Below are 18,295 nucleotides of genomic sequence, written 5' to 3'. Positions count from 1 at the left end.
ATTTTTTTTTTGCCCAGGATTAGACTGATTTAGAGGATTTATAGGATTTTTTTCTTTTTGATTTTAAAAGATTCGGGAAGATATAAGCGAATTTGCTTACGTCTTCCCGAATCTTTTAAAATCAAATTATAATCAAAATAAAAAAATCCTATAAATCCTCTAAATCAGTCTAATCCTGGGCAAGAAAAAAATCACGCTTCGATTGCTGTGCCTACCGTAATAGTCTTCCACGCTTCCAAATCGCTTTCTACCGCTGCCATTTTCTGGTAAGCCATCTCATAGGCATCAGCGCCGAGGAATAAATGCAACGGTGCATTTTCGGCTCCGGCTACGTCAATAACGGCAGCTACTGCCTTTTCAGGATCTCCGGCCTGGTTACCATTTATCTGGTGCTGATGGGCAATTTGTGTTTCACGTACAGACTCGTAAGCGTCGATTTGATTGGCCGGCAGTCCCAGTGATCCGGCGGAAAGGAATTCGGTCCTGAAATATCCGGGGGCTACAATGGTAACGTTGATGCCAAATGGTTTTACTTCGGCGGATAACGATTCTGATAAACCGTCTACTGCAAATTTAGTGGCGCAATAGATACCAAAGCCGGGGAAGGCGCCGGTAAAACCAGCAATAGAGGAGATATTGAAAATATGACCGGATTGCTGTGCCCTCATATGCGGCAATACCGCGCGGGTTACATTTAACAGGCCAAATACATTCACATCAAAACTGCTGCGGGCTTCCGCATCGGATAATTCTTCCAGGCTACCAATTTGCCCGAAGCCGGCATTGTTTACCAATACATCTATACTGCCAAACTGTTGGATGGTGGCATCTACTGCTGCTTTTACGCTGGTTTCGCTTTTCAGGTCTACCGATAGGGGGAGGAAATTATCATGTGCGGCTATTTTACGCAGGTCGTCGAGGTTGCGTGAAGTAGCTGCTACTTTATATCCCTGATCCAGTAATTGTAATACGAAAGAACGTCCTAAGCCTTTGGAGGCACCGGTTACAAACCATACTTTGTTGTTGTTCATGATCTTGTGCTTTTTTGTTAGCACAAATGTAGACCAGGAATACATGCCGGCTGTTACGCCAATCAAACCAATGATTGCAAAATTCAAACAATCCGGAAAGCGCCCGGGGTGATGTTGGTTTGTTTCTTGAAAAAGTTATTAAAGTGTGCGGGCTCCTCAAAGCCAAGGGCATAACTGATTTCTGCCACATTCCAGCTGGTATGTTTCAGGAGTGCTTTTGCCTCGCTGGTGAGCCGCTCAGCAATATGGGCGGTGGTGGTTTTTCCGGTGGTGTCGCGGATGGCGCGGTTCAGGTGGTTCACGTGTACCGCCAGTTGTTTCGCAAAATCGTTGGCCGATCTTAATGCAAAACGTTGTCCGGGCGATTCAATGGGGAATTGCCGCTCCAGCAGCTCCGTAAATACCGATGTAATGCGGGTTTTGGCATCTGCATGCTGGTACAGCGCTTCCGAAGGCTGCATCTTTAATGCATAGTGAATGATTTCCGTAAGATAGCTGCGGAGCAGGTCGTATTTATACACATAATCTGAATTGATTTCGGACAGCATTTTTTTGTATAACAGCGCTACCTCTTTATCCTGGGTTTTATTCAACACGTAAGAAGGAATGCCTCCGGGCATCATCATTGGCAGATCATGGATGTTGCCCCTGTTGGCGCTGGTAAAGAATGCCTCTTTGAATATGCAGAAGTAGCCGGCATTATCGCCCGACAAGGATTCCCACGAATAAGGTACCTGCGGGTTAAAGAAAATGAGGGTACTGCCTTTTACCTCTACGGTTTTATCGGCATAGTGAAAAAGATTATGCCCCCGTACGAGGCTTATTTTATAGAAATCGCGGCGGCTGTATTGTATGGTCATCTTACCATCTACAATACAATCTTCCATCCGGAACACATTAAAATGCCCCAGGTCCTGCTGCAGTGTATCGGGTACGGCCGCAAATTTATGCTGATAAAACTCTTGTAATGACTCTGTTTTATTCATGGGCCAAAGTTACAAAATTCAGACCATACGGCTGAAATGATTCCAGTGCCCTTTCCATAAAAATCCCACAGGATGGCAGCAATTCTTTCCTACCGGTTGCTGCCATCCTGCGGACATCATTTATTTAAGCCGGTTAGCCGGGGTATTCCTTTGATTCTGCGTGCCAGCTATTTTAACATGCCAGTACCAGGTCTTCCGGTTCCTTAAATTTCCGTTCGCTGCTCTTAATGGGTACATCATTGATGGCTGCCAGTCTGCGTTGCATGAGTCCATCTGCATTAAACTCCCAGAGTTCATTTCCATAGGAGCGAAACCAGTTACCGGCATGATCGTGCCATTCATATTCAAAGCATACCGCAATATGATTGTCTGTAAAGCTCCAGAGTTCTTTTTTTAATTTATAATCCAGTTCCTTCTGCCATTTCTGCGTCAGGAAGCTAACCACTTCTTCCCTGCCGTTAATAAACTGGTCGCGGTTGCGCCATACAGTGTCCTTTGTATATACCAGCGATACTTTTTGCGGATCCCGGCTGTTCCAGGCATCTTCGGCCAGTTGCACCTTTTGTAAAGCAGTTTCGTGTGTAAACGGAGGAAGAGGAAATTTCTGTTCCATGATAATATATTTAAGCAGTGAATAAATAAGACAGATCGATCTGTCTATTTTAATAGTTTAAAAAAAGACGCAAACGCATCTTTCCAGGGAATGGCGTAAATCACCCATTAACACCAATACCAAGCCCGTGTTATCCCATTCTTTCACAAATGTAAAACGAATATTTCAAAAAACAGACAGATCGATCTATCTTTTTTATATTTTTTTGTGAGACAGGATCCGGGATATGGCCTACAACAATCCGGCGGCCATTTTCTTTGCCTCCTGCACCGGCCACTGGTTGCGGTAAAGCTGGCTTTCCACAATAGCGGATTCAAACAGCAGGTACACATGATCCTTTACTGCCTGCTTTTCCTTATGGAGAATATCACCCAGGAATGCGCGCAGATCCTTTTTATGATCCTGGATCACGGTGAGTACCTCGGCATCCCTGTCTGTTGTTTCCGACAGTATATTCAGGAAAGCACAGCCTCTGAAATGTTCCTTTTCATTATTATCGGACAGGAAATCAAAAGCCGCCTGGATCTTCTCTTTAGGTTTTGCGGCGGTATCGGTAAATCGCTTTAACCCCGCCATCCAGTCGGTATGACGCTGCTGCAAAAAGGCCAGCAGCAGGGTTTCCTTCGACTCATAGTGCAGGTACAAACTGGCCCTGGCCACACCGGCCTCCTGGATTACCTGGTTGATGCCGGTAGCATGATAGCCCTGGTTATAAAACAGGTCGGTAGCCGTATCCAGTAAACGCTGCTTCGGATCGCTGATCTTCTTCTTCATGGTACAAAGGTACAAAAAAGACAGATCGATCTATCCTTATTTCCGGTCATATAAAACCGGCGAAAAAAAGCGGGCCTTGTATTATCTTGTCAGGGATTAATATTAATTAAACATTCGCTGCGCATGCATTCAACATTACGGCACCTGTTGCTTTCCCTTATTTTCCTTTTTGCTGTTTCCATGGCCCATGGCGGCGTTCCCTGCGCGGCTGCCAACCTGAAATGTGAGCATCTCGCCAACCCGCTGGGCATAGATGCCGCACATCCCCGCCTGTCGTGGTTACTGGCCGATACCCGCAACGGAGCAAAACAAACAGCCTATATCATCCGGATGGCCACTGATTCGTTGCTGCTGGCGTCCGCGCCGGTATGGACTTCCGGCAAAGTAAATGCCGCCAATATGCTCGTGCCCTACACCGGCAAAACCCTGCAACCCTTTACAAGATATTACTGGAGCGTGGAAGTATGGGATAAAGACGGCCATAAATCGCCCGCCACCCTTTCCTGGTTCGAAACCGGTATGGGCAACAGCAGCAACTGGCAAGGCGCCTGGATCAGTGATGGCGATAATGTACATACCAAACCCGCCGGTAACTTCCGAAAAAATTTCATAGCTGCTAAATCGATTAAGGAAGCCCGTGCGTACATTGCGGCTGCGGGTTTGTACGAATTGTACATCAACGGAGAAAAAGCCGGTAATCACCGACTGGATCCCATGTACACCCGGTTCGACCGCCGCACACTTTATGTTACCTATGATGTGACCCAACTGCTGCAACAAGGCGGCAACGCCATTGGCGTTACCCTGGGCAACGGCTGGTACAACCACCAGTCTACCGCCGTATGGAACTTCCACCAGGCGCCCTGGCGCGGCAGACCCGCCTTTTGCATGGACCTGCACATCACCTATACCGATGGCAGCACCGAAACAATAGCAACGGGGAAAGACTGGAAAACCGCCACCGGTCCCATCGTTTTTAACAGCATCTATACCGCGGAACATTATGATGCCCGCCTGGAACAACCAGGATGGAACACCACCAGGTTCGATGATCATGCCTGGCAACCGGTGACACTGCGCTCTGCCCCTTCCAAAAATATTGTGTCACAGCAACTGTACCCGATAGAAAATGTGGAAGAAATTCCCGCCGTCAACATGACCCGGCTCAACGACAGCACCTGGGTATTTGACCTCGGCAGAAATATTGCCGGCGTAAGCAACATCCGTGTCAGCGGCGGCGCCGGCACCGTGATAAAACTGAAGCATGGCGAACAACTGGACAAAAAAGGATTTGTAGACCTCAGCAACATCGTGGTGCATTATCGCCCAACGGATGATACCGACCCTTTCCAGACAGATATTTTTACGCTGAAAGGCAAAGGCGAAGAATCCTTTATGCCCCGCTTCAACTATAAAGGCTTTCAATATGTGGAAGTAACCAGCAGCAAACCGGTAACGCTGTCGAAAGAAAGCCTGACAGGCTACTTTATGCACAGCAACGTACCCGTGGCAGGCAGCATTCATGGCTCAGATACCATGATCAACAAATTATGGTGGGCTACCAACAATGCTTATCTCTCTAACCTCTTCGGCTATCCAACCGACTGCCCACAACGGGAAAAAAACGGATGGACCGGTGATGCGCAAATTGCCATAGAAACAGGACTGTATAATTTCGATGGTATCACCATTTATGAAAAATGGCTGGCCGATCACCGCGATGAACAACAACCCAACGGCGTACTGCCCTCCATTATTCCTACCGGCGGCTGGGGATACGAATGGGGCAATGGTCCGGACTGGACCAGCACCATCGCTATTATTCCCTGGAATATCTATCTCTTCTACGGTGATACTGCTTTGCTCTCCGCCTCCTACAATAACATGCGCCGCTATGTGGACCATATCACAGCAATCAGCCCTTCCGGTTTAACCACCTGGGGACTGGGCGACTGGGTCCCTGTAAAATCGAAATCACCGGTGGAATTTACCTCTTCGGCTTATTACTACGCAGATGCGCTCATTGTTGCCAAAGCTGCAAAACTGTTTGGCAAAACAGCCGATTATACAAAGTACTATGCACTCGCCAATAAGATCAAAAATGCCTTTAATACCAAATACCTGAATACCGCTACCGGCATTTACGGAACAGGCATACAAACAGAGCAAAGCGTTGCCCTGTACTGGGGGCTCGTGCCCGATGCCATGAAAAGCAAGGTGGCAGCTAATCTCGCAGAACGCGTAGCCGCAGACAACTTCCATCTCGATGTTGGTTTGCTCGGCACCAAAAGTATCCTGAATGCCTTAAGCGAAAATGGTTATGCTGATGTGGCCTATAAAATAGCGGCCCAACGCAGCTTCCCTTCCTGGGGTTGGTGGATCATGAATGGCGCCACCACCCTGTTCGAAAACTGGGATATCAACGCAGCATCCGACCTGTCGCGCAACCACATTATGTTTGGAGAAATAGGCGCCTGGATGTATAAAGGCATAGCCGGTATTAGACCAGATGAAGCGGCGCCCGGGTTTAAAAATATATTGCTGTCGCCCAACTTCGTAACAGGGCTCGACGAATTTGAAGCCATGCATGAAAGTCCGTATGGTCGCGTACTTTCATCCTGGAAAAGAAATGGCGAAGTTGTCAGCTACCGCGTGACGGTGCCTGCAAATGCGAGCGCCGACATTTATTTTCACATCTCACCCAAACAAAAAATATATGAAAATGATCAGCCAGTAATCACACAATCCACCGGCAATGGATTACGATATCATGTCAGCGCCGGTACCAAAGTGTTTCAGATTAAATAAGCAGGATCTTTCCGGATAATTTCCACTCCTGTCTTTCCCGCTATAATGGCAGCATGCGCCATGTTGTAGAATAGCGATGTTTCCAGGATACCCGGGATCTGCTTTAAACGCTCATTCAGATTATCCAACGGCGGGAAGGAACGGAACCAGATATCGATCAGCAGGTTGCCGTTTTCTGTGATCACGGCGCCATCTTTTTTATTACTCATCCGGGTCACAGGGTTAGCCAGTGAAAATATTTTCTTCAGCTGTTGCTGAACAAATAGCACCGCTTCCGGAATTACTTCTATCACTACGGGGAAAGTAGTATATAGCTGGTTAACATATTTGCCGCCATCGCCCACCAGGATAAACTTGTCGGCCATGGCTGCCAGCAGCTTTTCGCGGGTATGAATACCACCGCCGCTTTTCAACGCATTCAGCTGGTGATCGAACTGATCACAGCCATCGAAATAAATATCCAGCCTGGATACTTCACTGATATCTTTTGTATGGAAACCATGCTCCAGCAGGAGCTGCCGGGTATTAAAAGAAGATGTTACGGTGGTAATATGCCTGGCCAGCGTAACATCTTCCTTTAAAAAATTAACCAGGTGGGCAATGGTACTGCCTGCACCCAAACCTATGATATTACCAGGTTTTATAAAATCCATCGCTGCCTTTGCAGCCACTTGTTTCAGATCTTCCATATACAGGATATTGAATGGCAAAGATCTGAATTTCCGGTTACTTTATACCGTTACACGGTAACTCATTCCCTTCTTTGTATTAAAACGAAGCACGCCATCTTTATACTGATGTGGTACTACCGCCCCGTTATGATCCTTTACCACGGCCGTTTGCGGCAGCAATAACTTACACTCGCCTCCGGTGGAAGATAGAATACTGATCTGCTGAACAGTCCTGTTATTCCAGCTAAAGTCTACCACAAAACCATTGACCGCGCACAGTCCTTTTATCCGGCCTGCAGCAAACTGTTCTTCTGCCGGCAACGCGGGTAGGAAGCGGATAACATTTTCCTTGCCATGACTTTGCAGCAGCATTTCCGCAATACCTGCGGTAGCCCCAAGGTTACCGTCTATCTGGAAAGGCGGATGCGCACAAAACAGGTTAGCATAGGTGCCGGCTCCGGAATTCATACTGATTTCACTGCCTGCAACAGCGGGTACCCATAATGCTTTCAGCATTTTATAGGCATGATCACCATCTCCCAAACGGGCCCAGAAAGCGATCTTCCAGGCGCGCGACCAGCCGGTGCCGCCATCGCCCCTGCCTTCCAACGTTTTCTTTGCGGCAGCAGCCATTTCCGGCGTATCCCAGGGCGTAATTTCATCATAGGGATACAGGCCGTATAAGGGAGAAACGTGGCGGTGATGTGGTTCGGCTTCCTTGTAATCTACCAGCCACTCCTGTATACCACCGGTGGAAGGCCTGACCTGGTTAGGCGCCAGCTTGCTGATCACGGTTTGCAGGGTATCCGCCCAGGCTTTATCTGTTTGCAGGATACGCGCGGCTTCCAGGTTGGCGCCCAGCAAATCGCGGCAGATCTGCATATCCATCGTAGGGCCCATACAGGTTTGTCCTACCTGTCCGTCGGGAAGTATATAGGAATTTTCCGGAGAATTGGAAGGCGCTGTGACCAACCACTGGTGCGATGGTTCAGTGATCAGGATTTCTTTAAAGAATGCAGCGGCTCCTTTCAGGACGGGGTATATTTCTTTCAGGAACTTTTTATCGTTTGTATACTGGTAATGCTTCCAGAGATGGGAAGCCACCCAGCCTCCACCGGTTAATACGGAACCCCAGCTCGCGCCTTCACCCGGCGACGTGAATCCCCATGGATTATAGATCACATGCGCCATCCAGCCATCTGCTTTATAGTAAGTACGGGCGGTGCGTTCCCCATACCGCGACATCTGTTTTGCAAGCGTAAATAATGGCTCATGGCAATCGGACAGGTTAGTTACTTCCGCCGGCCAGTAGTTCATTTCTACGTTGATGTCGAGATGATAATCCCCATTCCAGGGTGTCTGGTATTCTTCTGCCCACAGGCCCTGCAGATTGGCCGGCATACCACCCTTGCGGGAAGAGCTGATCAGCAGGTAACGGCCAAAATTGAAATAGAGCGATACGAGTGATGCATCTTTTTTCCCGTCCTGCAAACGCTGCAGCCGGTCTACGGTCGACAGCCCCTTTACCTCATCATTGCTGTCATCCCTGAAAGAAAGCTGGCTGCGGTTAAAAAACGACGTATAGTCCTTTACGTGCGACTGTACCATAGCGGGCCAGGATACGCCGGCGGCTTTGGTGATATCCGCTACCGTTTGAGGCATCGGTTCCGGGCCAGGCGTTTCCACGTCAGGCCAGTTCATATTGGTGCGGGCAGCCACCAGTAAAATACATTCGTCCGCTCCCGTAATTGTTACCTGGTCTTTGCTTTGTGTACGGGTACCACCTTTCGAAATGACTTTTAGCACAGCGGCATATTTTACGCCCGCATCGCCGTTGCCTCCGTTTAAGGTGCCACTCATGGCTACCGCTCCATTCATCACACGGATATCGGCACGTTCCTTCCGGGAAAGACCGGTGGTAAAAGACAGGCTACCAGGTTTATTGCCTGTCAGCCGGATGGCTGTTACCTGCTGCGGAGCAGATACCAATACTTCTTCTCTGAAAGCAATCCCATTCCGCTCCCAGCTCAGGGTACTGACGGCGCTATCCAGCTTTAGCTGCCGCTGGTAGTTACGTACAGCCGATACCGTATCTTTCCATTGTATAAACAGATCGCCCAACGTTTGATAACAACCGAATTTTACATCAGCTCCATTACCGCTGCCGGAGCCGGGACCTTTGCAGATAAAATACTGCTGTAACACTTTCTGCGCTTCAATATTTTTTCCTTCCAGCAGCAGCTGCTGAATTTTTGGCAGGTAGGCGGCAGCTTCTTTGCTATCGGCATCCTGGATGCCACCGGTCCACATGGAAATTTCATTCAGCACAATCCGTTCCCTGTTGGTATTACCAAATACCATGGCCCCCAAACGGCCATTCCCCAAGGGTGCGGACGCCGTAAAATGAGCCGCTGGTTCATTGAAACGGATGGTTACATCAGATTGCGCAGACAGTGTCAATGCGCCCAATAAAAGTGCAGTTTGTACCGTGGAATATATCTTGCAGTTCATGTATGTCAAGATATATAAAATAATATTGCAGTGCCAGCGGGAAGGCCAAATTGCTAATTACCGATTAAAGAATGCGAAATCAGTATCGGAGCGTCAGCCCAACCGCTTTATGCCCTCCAGGCAGGCGCGCGCATTATGATAGGGACATTTCCATAAACCGGCTTTATCTTCCTGTATAATACTATAGTCCTTATACACCCCCCAGAACCACTCACCATTGGTGTTGTCGATAATATGTGCAGTGATGAACTGCCAGGTATTAACGGCATGTTGCAGATAGCGCCCATGCGGCTGCAGCTGCCAGGCGTTGATAAATCCCACCAGCGCTTCCGCCTGCGGCCACCAATGCTTTTCTGCCACCAGGTGGCGTTGTGCAGGTTCATATTCATACCACACGCCGCCATCTTTATCCAGTCCCCCTGCAATGGTAGCGTTGACCATAAGAAGTGCCAGCTGCCGGTACCGGGCAATGAGCTGCTCATCCCGGATAATTTCCGCGGCTTCCAGCAGCAACCAGCTCGCTTCAATATCATGCCCGTAGGAAACGTTGTTGCCTTTCACGTTCCATTGTTCGTCAAAAAATAAATGAAGATGACCACTTTTCCTGTCAATAATTTTATCATCGAATAACTGCAGCAACGCCTGTATGGCGGCACGCAACTGCTGATCCGGCCATATCGTATACAGGTTGGCGTAAGCTTCCACTACATGCAGGTGGGTGTTCATCGTTTTTTTCTCATTAGCATCTTTATCGCTCAGGCGCAGGTCGCCGATCTCCTCCCATTCCCGCGTAAAGGCTTCAAAGTACCCGCTATGCACCGGATCAAAGCTATGTGTTTGAATGCTTCTGTATAAATCGATGGCAGTGGCCAGTACTACCGGATCCTGCGTAATTTTATAATATTCACTAAAGGCATACAATGCAAACGCAATAGCATACACCTGTTTTTTTGTTGCAGCGGGGTCACCGGCTGCTGTTACCGTCCAGTATACGCCACCGTATTGTTTATCGATGAAACGGGTATCAAAATAGCGATAGGCACGATCGGCCATAGCGAGGTATAAGGGGTTACCGCTGGCGTTATTCGCCGCAGCAAAAGTCCACAAAATGCGCGCATTCAGTACCGCGCCTTTTTCCGCAGCTGGAACAGGTATATTGTCGTTACCCAGTTTTCCGTAAAACCCTCCCTGTGCTGTATCAGGTGTGTACTTCATCCAGTACGACAGGATATTGACCAGTTCCTCCTGCAGCGATGCTGTCAGTGTTTGTTGCATTATTTGCGTCTTTGTTCCAGGTCTGCAGATATGGTGGCGATGCGCCCTTCCGTCAGCGGGTACATAGCGATGAATATAATAGATAATACGGCGCCGATGGCCGGTAAAAAACTTAGCATGAGTAAAATGCCCTGTTGCGCCGCATCCGCCTGTACTTCATTGGCTTTAAATCCATAGGCGCCCAGCAGCCAGCCAGTGAGTGCACCGCCAATAGTCCAGCCAAACTTCTGCGACATAGACGATGATGAAAAGATCAGTCCCGTAGCGCGGCGTCCATTTTTCCATTCGGAATAATCAGCGATATCCGCATACATAGACCATAACAACGGAAAAATAACTCCTGAGCAAACACTGATCAGGAACTGGAATACAAAGATCAGTGTAAGCTGCTCCTTTCCCAGCCAGTAAAACAATATGCTGAAGACGGAAGCTATCACCATAGCGCCCAGGTATGTATTTTTCTTTCCTATTTTGTTGCCAACAGGCGAAGCCAGGATTACGCCAAGGATATTAGCTCCCTGTCCGAGTATCAGGTAAAGCGTGGAATAGGTAACATTCATGCTACCTAACTTAAACGCATCTACGTTTTGTATATAATACTTAAAATAATACAACGTGGCGCCGTCGCGAATGGAATTAAAGATCAGCGCGGCAATGCCTGCACCCAGTAATATCCACCAGGGCCGGTTTCCGGCGAGGTCCCGGAGATCGTCTTTCAGGGAAGCGGAGGTTTCTCCGGCAGCTTGCACCCTTTCCTTTACCCAGGCAAAACATAACAGGAATAACACCGTACAGATCAATGCGATCACTGCAACACCCAGTTGCCATCCCCGTTGCAAATTGACAGCGCCAGTACCCGTTTTACTAAAAAAATTCACCAGCGGTTCTATCAGCGCCAGCGCAATAAAACTACCGCCAAAAGCAAAAGCCATTCTGAAAGATGCCAGCGTATTTCTTTCTTTACCATCAGCAGATATTACACCTAACAGCGACGCATAAGGAACGTTGATAAGGGAATAGATCATCATCATCACAGAATAGGTGATATAGGCATAGATCAGCTTGCCGGACGCGCTATAACCAGGCGTGGTAAAAGTAAGTACACCGATTACGCCAAAAGGAATGGCCATGTACAAAATATAAGGTCTGAATTTTCCCCATCGGGAATGGGTACGGTCTGCCAGCGTACCTACCACCGGGTCAAAGAAAGTATCCCATATGCGGGTGATCAGGAACATGGTTCCTACCGCCGCAGCAGCGATGCCCATCACATCTGTATAAAAAAACAACAGGTACATACCGAACAGCTTCCAGAACATGGAGGAAGCCATATCTCCAAAGCCATACCCTATTTTTTCTTTTAGCAAAACTTTGTTGGCCATAGGTGGAATTCTACTTGATAAATACGATCCGCAAATCAATCCCTATAATAGGCAATTTTTATAATATTTATTTATCTATTCAGGGCGATTTGCTATCAATCCTCCGTCACGGTAATTTCGTAGCGACTGGCGTTGTGCAGGGGTTCAACGGGCCGCTCCGTGCGGGCGCCCCAGGCATAGGTAAAGCAGGCACCGAAATAAAAGATCAGTGAAGAGTAAAACATAAACAGCAATAATAATACGGTAGATGCGGAAGCGCCATAGATGCTGTTAATACTGCTATAGGTAAGCATCACTTTCAGTACGGCCTTCCCCATATTAAACAAGATACTCGTTACCAGCGCCCCGGTAATGCCTACCTTCCAGCGCGGGCGGCCATCCGGCAGAAAATGAAATACCAGGAAAAACCAGATGGTAACAATAATAACGGAGATGACATAGTTCAGCGCACTGTCGTAATAAATACCCAGGGCCGGCAGATACAATAAAACATACTTTCCCAGGAAAGCGCGGGCAGCTTCCGCTACCAGGTCGATGATAAACAATATCCCCGCAAAAACGATGACCAACACACCTTTCAGTCGCGACACCATAATTTGTCCGAAGCTGGCTTTATGAGTGGCTCTTATCTTCCACAATTCATTCAGTGATCCTTTAATAATTTTAAAGAGTGTGGTGGCCACAAACAAAAGAAAAATAAACCCGGTGATGGCAATGATCCAGTTTTGTGCAATGCTGCGGAATGCCTGCAACGTTTGTATAATGGCGTCCGTTGTTTCCTTACCAAACATTCCCTCCAGTTGCAGCATCAGTCGCTTGCCGGGATGTTGAATACGGAAAATAATACGTAATAGTTGAATGATGATAATGAGAATAGCCGGTAACGCAAAGGTGGTAAAAAAAGCGGTAGCTCCCGCCATACGTAGTGGGTCGTTTGCCTGCAACGCTTTATACGCATCCTTAAAAGAAAGCAGAAAGAGCTGCCGGCGGGGTAATATTTTCTCTTGTGTAACCGTTTCCATGCCTGCTGATTAGGGCTCAATTTACTGATTAATTCCTGATAGCTGGCATTTGCGGGGATAACGCCATCAGCATACCAAATGGCGGTAAAGGAAGGACGGGTGCATGCAGGGTTTCCGAATACGATATTTATAAATCACCAGCCTCGCTGATAAACGCAAGGTGTTCATCAATCAGATCAAAACGGTAATCGAATCTGGTTTCCATTAGGTCTATCCTTATATCCATTACATGCTGTTTTAACCGGAATGCTTCCATCGTGGCATTCATCGCATCCAGCTTATTCAATATTTGTTGCAAGGAAACAGTATCCATATCCCGAAATTTTTCAAAAATACTTACTTGTATAATAGTTAAAAAACTTCGCAACAAATATTTCTTTTAACCCTATCAATACAACATTCTGCCGATCAAAACAACCGGAAATTTTATACAATTTCCGTATCTCCCAATACCTCATCTTTGTAAAAAAAGAGATAAAATTAAACGCGGCCTTATTACAGGCTGACCTGATCGATGAAATGATGATCCATGTAATATCTGTTGTGCCGGCAGACGGTTTGCCTTTATTCGGCGGAATACCGATGGAGAAAATATTCCGGCTGATAGCGACCAAAACTTATACGAGTGGTGTATTGGAACTGCATTACGAAAAATGAAATAAAAGAATGGGTGTGGCGGTAGCTGCCTGGGCTTACCACCACCCCATCTGTTATACATCATCTACTTAACGACCATTTGGGCGATGCCCCGGCCAAATGACCAATCTGCTAATTCATTTTCTACCAGCACAATCACCACATCCTCCTCCTTTACGGGCGTAGTAGCGGCAATCCTGCCGGCAATGCTTTTGTATAATGCCTCTTTCATTTCTACCGTTCTGCCGCTGCGCGCAGTGATCCGTATATACAGGAGATTGTTTGTATGCGGTACGTCGAAATAACTGTCAGGATACAGCAAATCTTCCGGCTGCTGCACGTGAATTACCTGGAAATAATCGGCTGCGGGAATGTTGAAATGATCCTGCAGGCTCTGATGTACAGAAAGAGAAATATCTTTTTTATTTTTTGCGGTGAGATGAGCACCGAGATAAATTTGTACGAAAGGCATATTTTATTTTTTTATGATGATGGAAGGTTGATCTTTTTTCAGGAGATAAACCGCTACAAAGGTGGCTGGTTGATCCTTGGCTGCATTTTTGAAAATGCTGATCTCTTTGCCGGCAGCTTCGCGGAAAGCATCGCCGGCACGCAGTGTAACTGCGGCTTCACCTGCAGGCTGATAAGTTATTTCGCCGGATACGATGTACCCGTATACTTCTCCCGGATGATGATGCACCGGCGCGCCCTGTCCGGGTTCCAGCGTCACCTGATCCATGCGGACTTCTTCTACGGTAGTAACGGGGAGCTGTTGTTTCAGTAATGACTTCCTGGCTGTTGGCGTTTGTGCCGCAACAGTTCCTGTTAACAATACCAACACAGCGAATAGTATTTTTTTCATACGAAAGAAGATTTCGCTACAAACTTACTGCTGTTTCATACATTTGCAATATTGAAACATTTAACATCATACTTTAATAAAATTAAACTATGGCTACAGACCTGCTGGAGCTCGACCTCCTCCGCACTTTTGTGCTGGCGGCAGACCTGGACAGCTTTGCCCGGGCGGCCGACCAGGTAGCGCGTTCGCAATCGGCCGTGAGCTTACAGATGCAGCGGCTGGAAGAAATTACCGGGCAACAGCTGTTTCTCAAACAGGGCCGGGGTTGGCGGCTTACCGCCAGCGGCGAAATGTTACTGGGCTATGCCCGCCAGATGCTCGACCTCAATCACCAGGCGATCACCGCCCTCACTGCCACACATATCGCCGGCAAAGTAAGACTGGGGCTGCCGGCTGATTTTGCAGAAAGCGGGTTGCCTATAGCACTGGCGCGTTTCGCCGCCATACATCCGCAAATGGAAATTGAAGTCACGCTCGACCGCCAGGCAATACTGGCCCAGCAACTGCAGAGCGGCAAACTAGATGTAGTTATTTCCTTTGGCAAAGAGGTGCCTGAACACGCTATACCTATAGGACCATTGCCCATACGATGGATAGGCGGTAGCAACAATACAGTGGCATCGCTGCAGCCATTGCCATTGTTGCTGTTCGAAGCGCCCTGCATGTTCCGCAGCGCCGGGCTGCATGCACTGGAAAAAATAAAACGTAGCTGGCGCCCCGCCCTCACCAGCGGCAGTGTGGCGGGTATGTGGGCAGCCGCGCAGGCTGGACTGGGCATCACGGTGCGCACCGAAATTGGCATGCCCGCAGGCTGCAAAGCATTCACCACCTCCTCCGGACTGCCGGCTTTACCGGATGTGCAGGTGTTTATGCTAACCTATAAAAAAACGCCTTCCGCGGCTGTTAAACGGCTTATTGATATCCTGCACGAAACAATCACCGCCCAGTTGAATGACATCCGTAAACGGGCTAAAAAAAGGGCATAGCGAACGAACAAATGCACATAAAAAGCCCCCCGGACAACCGGAGGGCAAACTAAAATATTCACCGCTCTTTCCTTTTATAAGGCTATCTCCTGTACCGGCGAGTAGATCATATCTTCCACACCGGCAATCTTTATTCCTACCCGCGCGAAAACTGTTTTCTGCTCCGGCACCAGCGCCGGTACATCTGTCTGCAAACTGATACCCGCCGGATTTGTAATATCCGACCCGCTCATATCTTTTGTAGCCACACTGTTACGGCCATCCACAAATTGTGTTTTACAGATATACAGGGATACCCGCTCTATATCTCTGGCGTTGGCGTCTTTAATAATCTGCTCCGCCGCAAAAGTAGCTGTCACCTTCCTGGCGGTCGCCACAAACTTTGGATGTCGGATCATGTAATAAGGCAGCACCTCTATGTCGCGGGTAAGATTACCCGACACTGTCAGCGGAATTGTATCCGAATTAGTGGTTTTATCCGTTAACGAGCGGAATGGTCCCTGCGCCGCTGGGATCACCAGCTTATAGGCTGCGTTGAATAGCAACGAAGAAAAAGAGCCGTCCTGCGATACATTAACGACAATGGGCGTACTTTTTCCCCAACCCGGTTCCCATAATTCAAAATACACGTCGTTATAGCTCACATTAACAGGTTCTCCCTGGTATACCAACCGCCCGGTGAAGGCACTGGAAGGCACTTTGTAATTATCTTTTTTGCAGGAAGCGGATAATACGCCCAATGCAATGAATATAGCATATTGAATATTAGCTTTCATAATACATCACTTTACTGGTTAGGATTCTTCACAATTTTAGGATTGTTACTCCTGATATCATCATTAATGGCGGCATAGTAATTACCCAGGCGGAAGCCATGCGCCGATGTTACCGCACCAGGCAGTACCTGTTTAAAAATGTACTTGCCGTTATTGGGACTTCCGGGATCATACACCTTGTACGGCCACAATGCAAATACACGCGTACTGGACTCATCACTCTTTCCCGGATTAGTAGTTAAATTGGTTTTCACGCCATTCCAGACTTTATGTGCCAAACGCCAGCGCTTCATGTCCCAGAACTCATGACCTTCAAATGCCAGCTCCACTTTTCTTTCATGAACGATGCGGTCGAAGGTAATATCTGTTGCTTTCAGCGGAATTTTAAACCCGGCCCTTTCACGTACCTGGTTTATATAACCGGCTGCCACATCTGGCTGCGCCAGCTCAAATGCTGCTTCCGCGGCATTGAGCAGCACCTCCGCATAACGATACCGGATCCACCACACCTCGCTCTGTGTACCAATACGGCCGGAACCAACCGTAGGGTCCATATACTTCCGGACTATAAAACCTGACTGCGCACTAAATTCCAGGTTATTTACCGGTCCGTCATAACCTACCACCTGAACATCTGGTCCGCCCGGTTCCAGCTTGGCTTTTGCACCGAAGTTGTCACCGGTAACAATTTCTCCGTTCTTGCGGATATAACCCGCCCAGATATCCAGCTTCTTATCTTTAAAGTCGGAGCCGGGCAACATAACAGTGGCGGCTAAACGTGGATCGCGGTTGGCGAAGAGGTCGAGCGGATCACTGTAATACATGTATCCTCCGCCGGCTGCGTTGATGTTCAACGGTGCAAAGGTATTATCCAGTAATTCGAACGACTGTACCAGGTTCAGCGATGGATTGAGGCGTCCGCCCTGCTGCTCTTCTGCATTGGAACGGGGCTGACTCCATAACGTCCACGGCTGTACTCTTCCGCTCTGCAATTTAAAATCCTTGGCGAAGATCACCTCCGGATTGGCGCCTTTATCAATGAACAGGCTGATGAAATTCTGCGTCAGGTTATCCGAATTCTTTTTGTAGAGCGAATAACTGCCGCTGCTGATCAGCTCTTTCGCTGCATTCAGGGCGATGGTATAATATTCATTGGCCTTCGCCAGCGGTATACCTACTTCACCACCGGGTAAAGATACCTGCGGTGTGGTAACGCCATGCTTTGCAATAGATCCGGCATACAACGCCGCTCTTGCCTTGGTAGCCAGCGCCAGCCCAACAGTGGCCCGTGTTTTACTGATCGGACTGGAGGGCAGGTACTTCTTTACAGTATCCATTTCGCTGATAACGAAATCATATATTTCGGATTCTTTCGCTCGCGCATGCTGCAGGTAGGCAGGATCACCTTTATAATCGTACTCCATCGGCTGCAGCACCAACGGTACACCACCTACCCTTTTTACTTCTTCAAAATACACAACCGCCCTCAGGTACCTTGCCTCTGCAATAAACCGGTCTTTTACCTCCTGCTTCAATTTGACGGAAGTACCGCATTTAGCGATAAAGATGTTCAGTTCCCTGATGTAAGCGTAGTCCCAGTAGGTTACTTCCGCTCCCCCCTTTACAATCATACCCGGAAATACATAAGGGTAATCGCTGGCGCCATGCCGCCAATACTGCCCGTTCTCTGATGCAAACGCTTCATCGAACCGGGCAAATTCCCCCCAGTTATCAATGGTTTGTACTACCATGGAAGGAATGGGAGAATTGTTTACATCGGTTTGGCGATCAGGATAACGGTCGTACAAATCAGCCAGTACTGAGAGGATTAAGCCTTCATCGTTCCAGAGCTGATCATTTTGCAGCACATTGGTAGGCGCCACATTCAGAAAATCCTTGTCGTTACACCCCGCATTGCAGGCGAGTATAACCAGGCATATATATAACAAACTTTTTTTCATA

At 48.0% G+C, this 18,295-nt stretch carries 17 protein-coding genes; 3 read left to right on the top strand and 14 right to left on the bottom strand.

Annotated elements, in window-relative coordinates; genetic code table 11:
• Positions 1-191: 191 nt before the first annotated feature.
• The 4 genes from KE626_RS27850 to KE626_RS27835 all read right to left on the bottom strand — a co-directional run bounded on the left by KE626_RS27850 (position 192) and on the right by KE626_RS27835 (position 3,404).
• Positions 192-1,031, bottom strand: coding sequence for an oxidoreductase (locus KE626_RS27850; protein ID WP_211976312.1), 840 nt, complete (start codon positions 1,029-1,031; stop codon positions 192-194).
• 83 nt (positions 1,032-1,114) lie between these two features.
• Positions 1,115-2,017 carry an AraC family transcriptional regulator gene (locus tag KE626_RS27845; RefSeq protein WP_211976311.1) on the bottom strand — a complete coding sequence of 301 codons (903 nt, stop codon included), beginning with the start codon at positions 2,015-2,017 and terminating at the stop codon, positions 1,115-1,117.
• Between the two features lie 172 nt (positions 2,018-2,189).
• A complete protein-coding gene (locus KE626_RS27840) occupies positions 2,190-2,630 on the bottom strand; it encodes a nuclear transport factor 2 family protein (protein ID WP_211976310.1) in 441 nt (146 codons plus the stop codon).
• A gap of 231 nt (positions 2,631-2,861) precedes the next feature.
• Positions 2,862-3,404, bottom strand: coding sequence for a TetR/AcrR family transcriptional regulator (locus tag KE626_RS27835; RefSeq protein ID WP_211976309.1), 543 nt, complete (start codon positions 3,402-3,404; stop codon positions 2,862-2,864).
• Between the two features lie 123 nt (positions 3,405-3,527).
• Between KE626_RS27835 and KE626_RS27830 the strand changes: the two genes are divergently transcribed.
• Complete coding sequence (locus KE626_RS27830; RefSeq protein WP_249207748.1) at positions 3,528-6,212, top strand: alpha-L-rhamnosidase; 2,685 nt, start codon at positions 3,528-3,530, stop codon at positions 6,210-6,212.
• On the opposite strand, the gene rpiA is transcribed toward KE626_RS27830, so the two are convergent.
• From rpiA to KE626_RS27800, 6 genes are all read right to left on the bottom strand, one after another.
• Positions 6,200-6,901, bottom strand: a complete 702-nt coding sequence (rpiA, locus tag KE626_RS27825; protein WP_211976308.1) for a ribose-5-phosphate isomerase RpiA — start codon at positions 6,899-6,901, stop codon at positions 6,200-6,202. The genes KE626_RS27830 and rpiA overlap by 13 nt on opposite strands.
• A gap of 42 nt (positions 6,902-6,943) precedes the next feature.
• Entirely contained in the window at positions 6,944-9,394 is a 2,451-nt protein-coding gene (locus tag KE626_RS27820; protein WP_211976307.1) for a glycoside hydrolase family 95 protein, read from the bottom strand.
• Positions 9,395-9,487: 93 nt separating this feature from the next.
• Entirely contained in the window at positions 9,488-10,669 is a 1,182-nt protein-coding gene (locus KE626_RS27815; protein ID WP_211976306.1) for an AGE family epimerase/isomerase, read from the bottom strand.
• Positions 10,669-12,051, bottom strand: a complete 1,383-nt coding sequence (locus tag KE626_RS27810; RefSeq protein WP_211976305.1) for an MFS transporter — start codon at positions 12,049-12,051, stop codon at positions 10,669-10,671. The genes KE626_RS27815 and KE626_RS27810 overlap by 1 nt, the downstream gene beginning before the upstream one ends.
• Before the next feature lie 95 nt (positions 12,052-12,146).
• Positions 12,147-13,073 (bottom strand): YihY/virulence factor BrkB family protein, encoded by a 927-nt coding sequence (locus tag KE626_RS27805; RefSeq protein ID WP_211976304.1) that lies wholly within the window; start codon positions 13,071-13,073, stop codon positions 12,147-12,149.
• A 127-nt stretch (positions 13,074-13,200) separates the two neighbouring features.
• Positions 13,201-13,386, bottom strand: coding sequence for a hypothetical protein (locus KE626_RS27800; RefSeq protein WP_211976303.1), 186 nt, complete (start codon positions 13,384-13,386; stop codon positions 13,201-13,203).
• 206 nt (positions 13,387-13,592) lie between these two features.
• Here KE626_RS27800 and KE626_RS27795 point away from each other — a divergent pair, with 206 nt between their 5' ends.
• Complete coding sequence (locus KE626_RS27795) at positions 13,593-13,730, top strand: dihydrofolate reductase family protein (RefSeq protein ID WP_211976302.1); 138 nt, start codon at positions 13,593-13,595, stop codon at positions 13,728-13,730.
• A gap of 64 nt (positions 13,731-13,794) precedes the next feature.
• Here KE626_RS27795 and KE626_RS27790 read toward each other — a convergent pair whose 3' ends face one another.
• Together KE626_RS27790 and KE626_RS27785 are read right to left on the bottom strand one after the other, a co-directional pair.
• Positions 13,795-14,181, bottom strand: a complete 387-nt coding sequence (locus tag KE626_RS27790; protein ID WP_211976301.1) for a tautomerase family protein — start codon at positions 14,179-14,181, stop codon at positions 13,795-13,797.
• Between the two features lie 3 nt (positions 14,182-14,184).
• Positions 14,185-14,571 carry a cupin domain-containing protein gene (locus tag KE626_RS27785; RefSeq protein WP_211976300.1) on the bottom strand — a complete coding sequence of 129 codons (387 nt, stop codon included), beginning with the start codon at positions 14,569-14,571 and terminating at the stop codon, positions 14,185-14,187.
• An 89-nt stretch (positions 14,572-14,660) separates the two neighbouring features.
• On the opposite strand from KE626_RS27785, the gene KE626_RS27780 reads away from it, so the two are divergent.
• Positions 14,661-15,557: a LysR substrate-binding domain-containing protein gene (locus KE626_RS27780; protein WP_211976299.1), complete on the top strand. Its 897-nt coding sequence runs from the start codon at positions 14,661-14,663 to the stop codon at positions 15,555-15,557.
• Positions 15,558-15,631: 74 nt separating this feature from the next.
• Here the strand turns inward: KE626_RS27780 and KE626_RS27775 are convergent, their stop codons facing one another.
• Both KE626_RS27775 and KE626_RS27770 read right to left on the bottom strand, forming a co-directional pair.
• The gene (locus KE626_RS27775; protein WP_211976298.1) at positions 15,632-16,333 is read right to left on the bottom strand and encodes a DUF3823 domain-containing protein; all 702 of its coding nucleotides are present in this window, start codon (positions 16,331-16,333) and stop codon (positions 15,632-15,634) included.
• An 11-nt stretch (positions 16,334-16,344) separates the two neighbouring features.
• Positions 16,345-18,294: a RagB/SusD family nutrient uptake outer membrane protein gene (locus KE626_RS27770; protein WP_211976297.1), complete on the bottom strand. Its 1,950-nt coding sequence runs from the start codon at positions 18,292-18,294 to the stop codon at positions 16,345-16,347.
• Position 18,295 lies beyond the last annotated feature (1 nt).

Source organism: Chitinophaga hostae (assembly GCF_018224885.1).
Lineage (GTDB): Bacteria > Bacteroidota > Bacteroidia > Chitinophagales > Chitinophagaceae > Chitinophaga > Chitinophaga hostae.
This window is presented reverse-complemented; position numbering and strand designations above follow the sequence as displayed.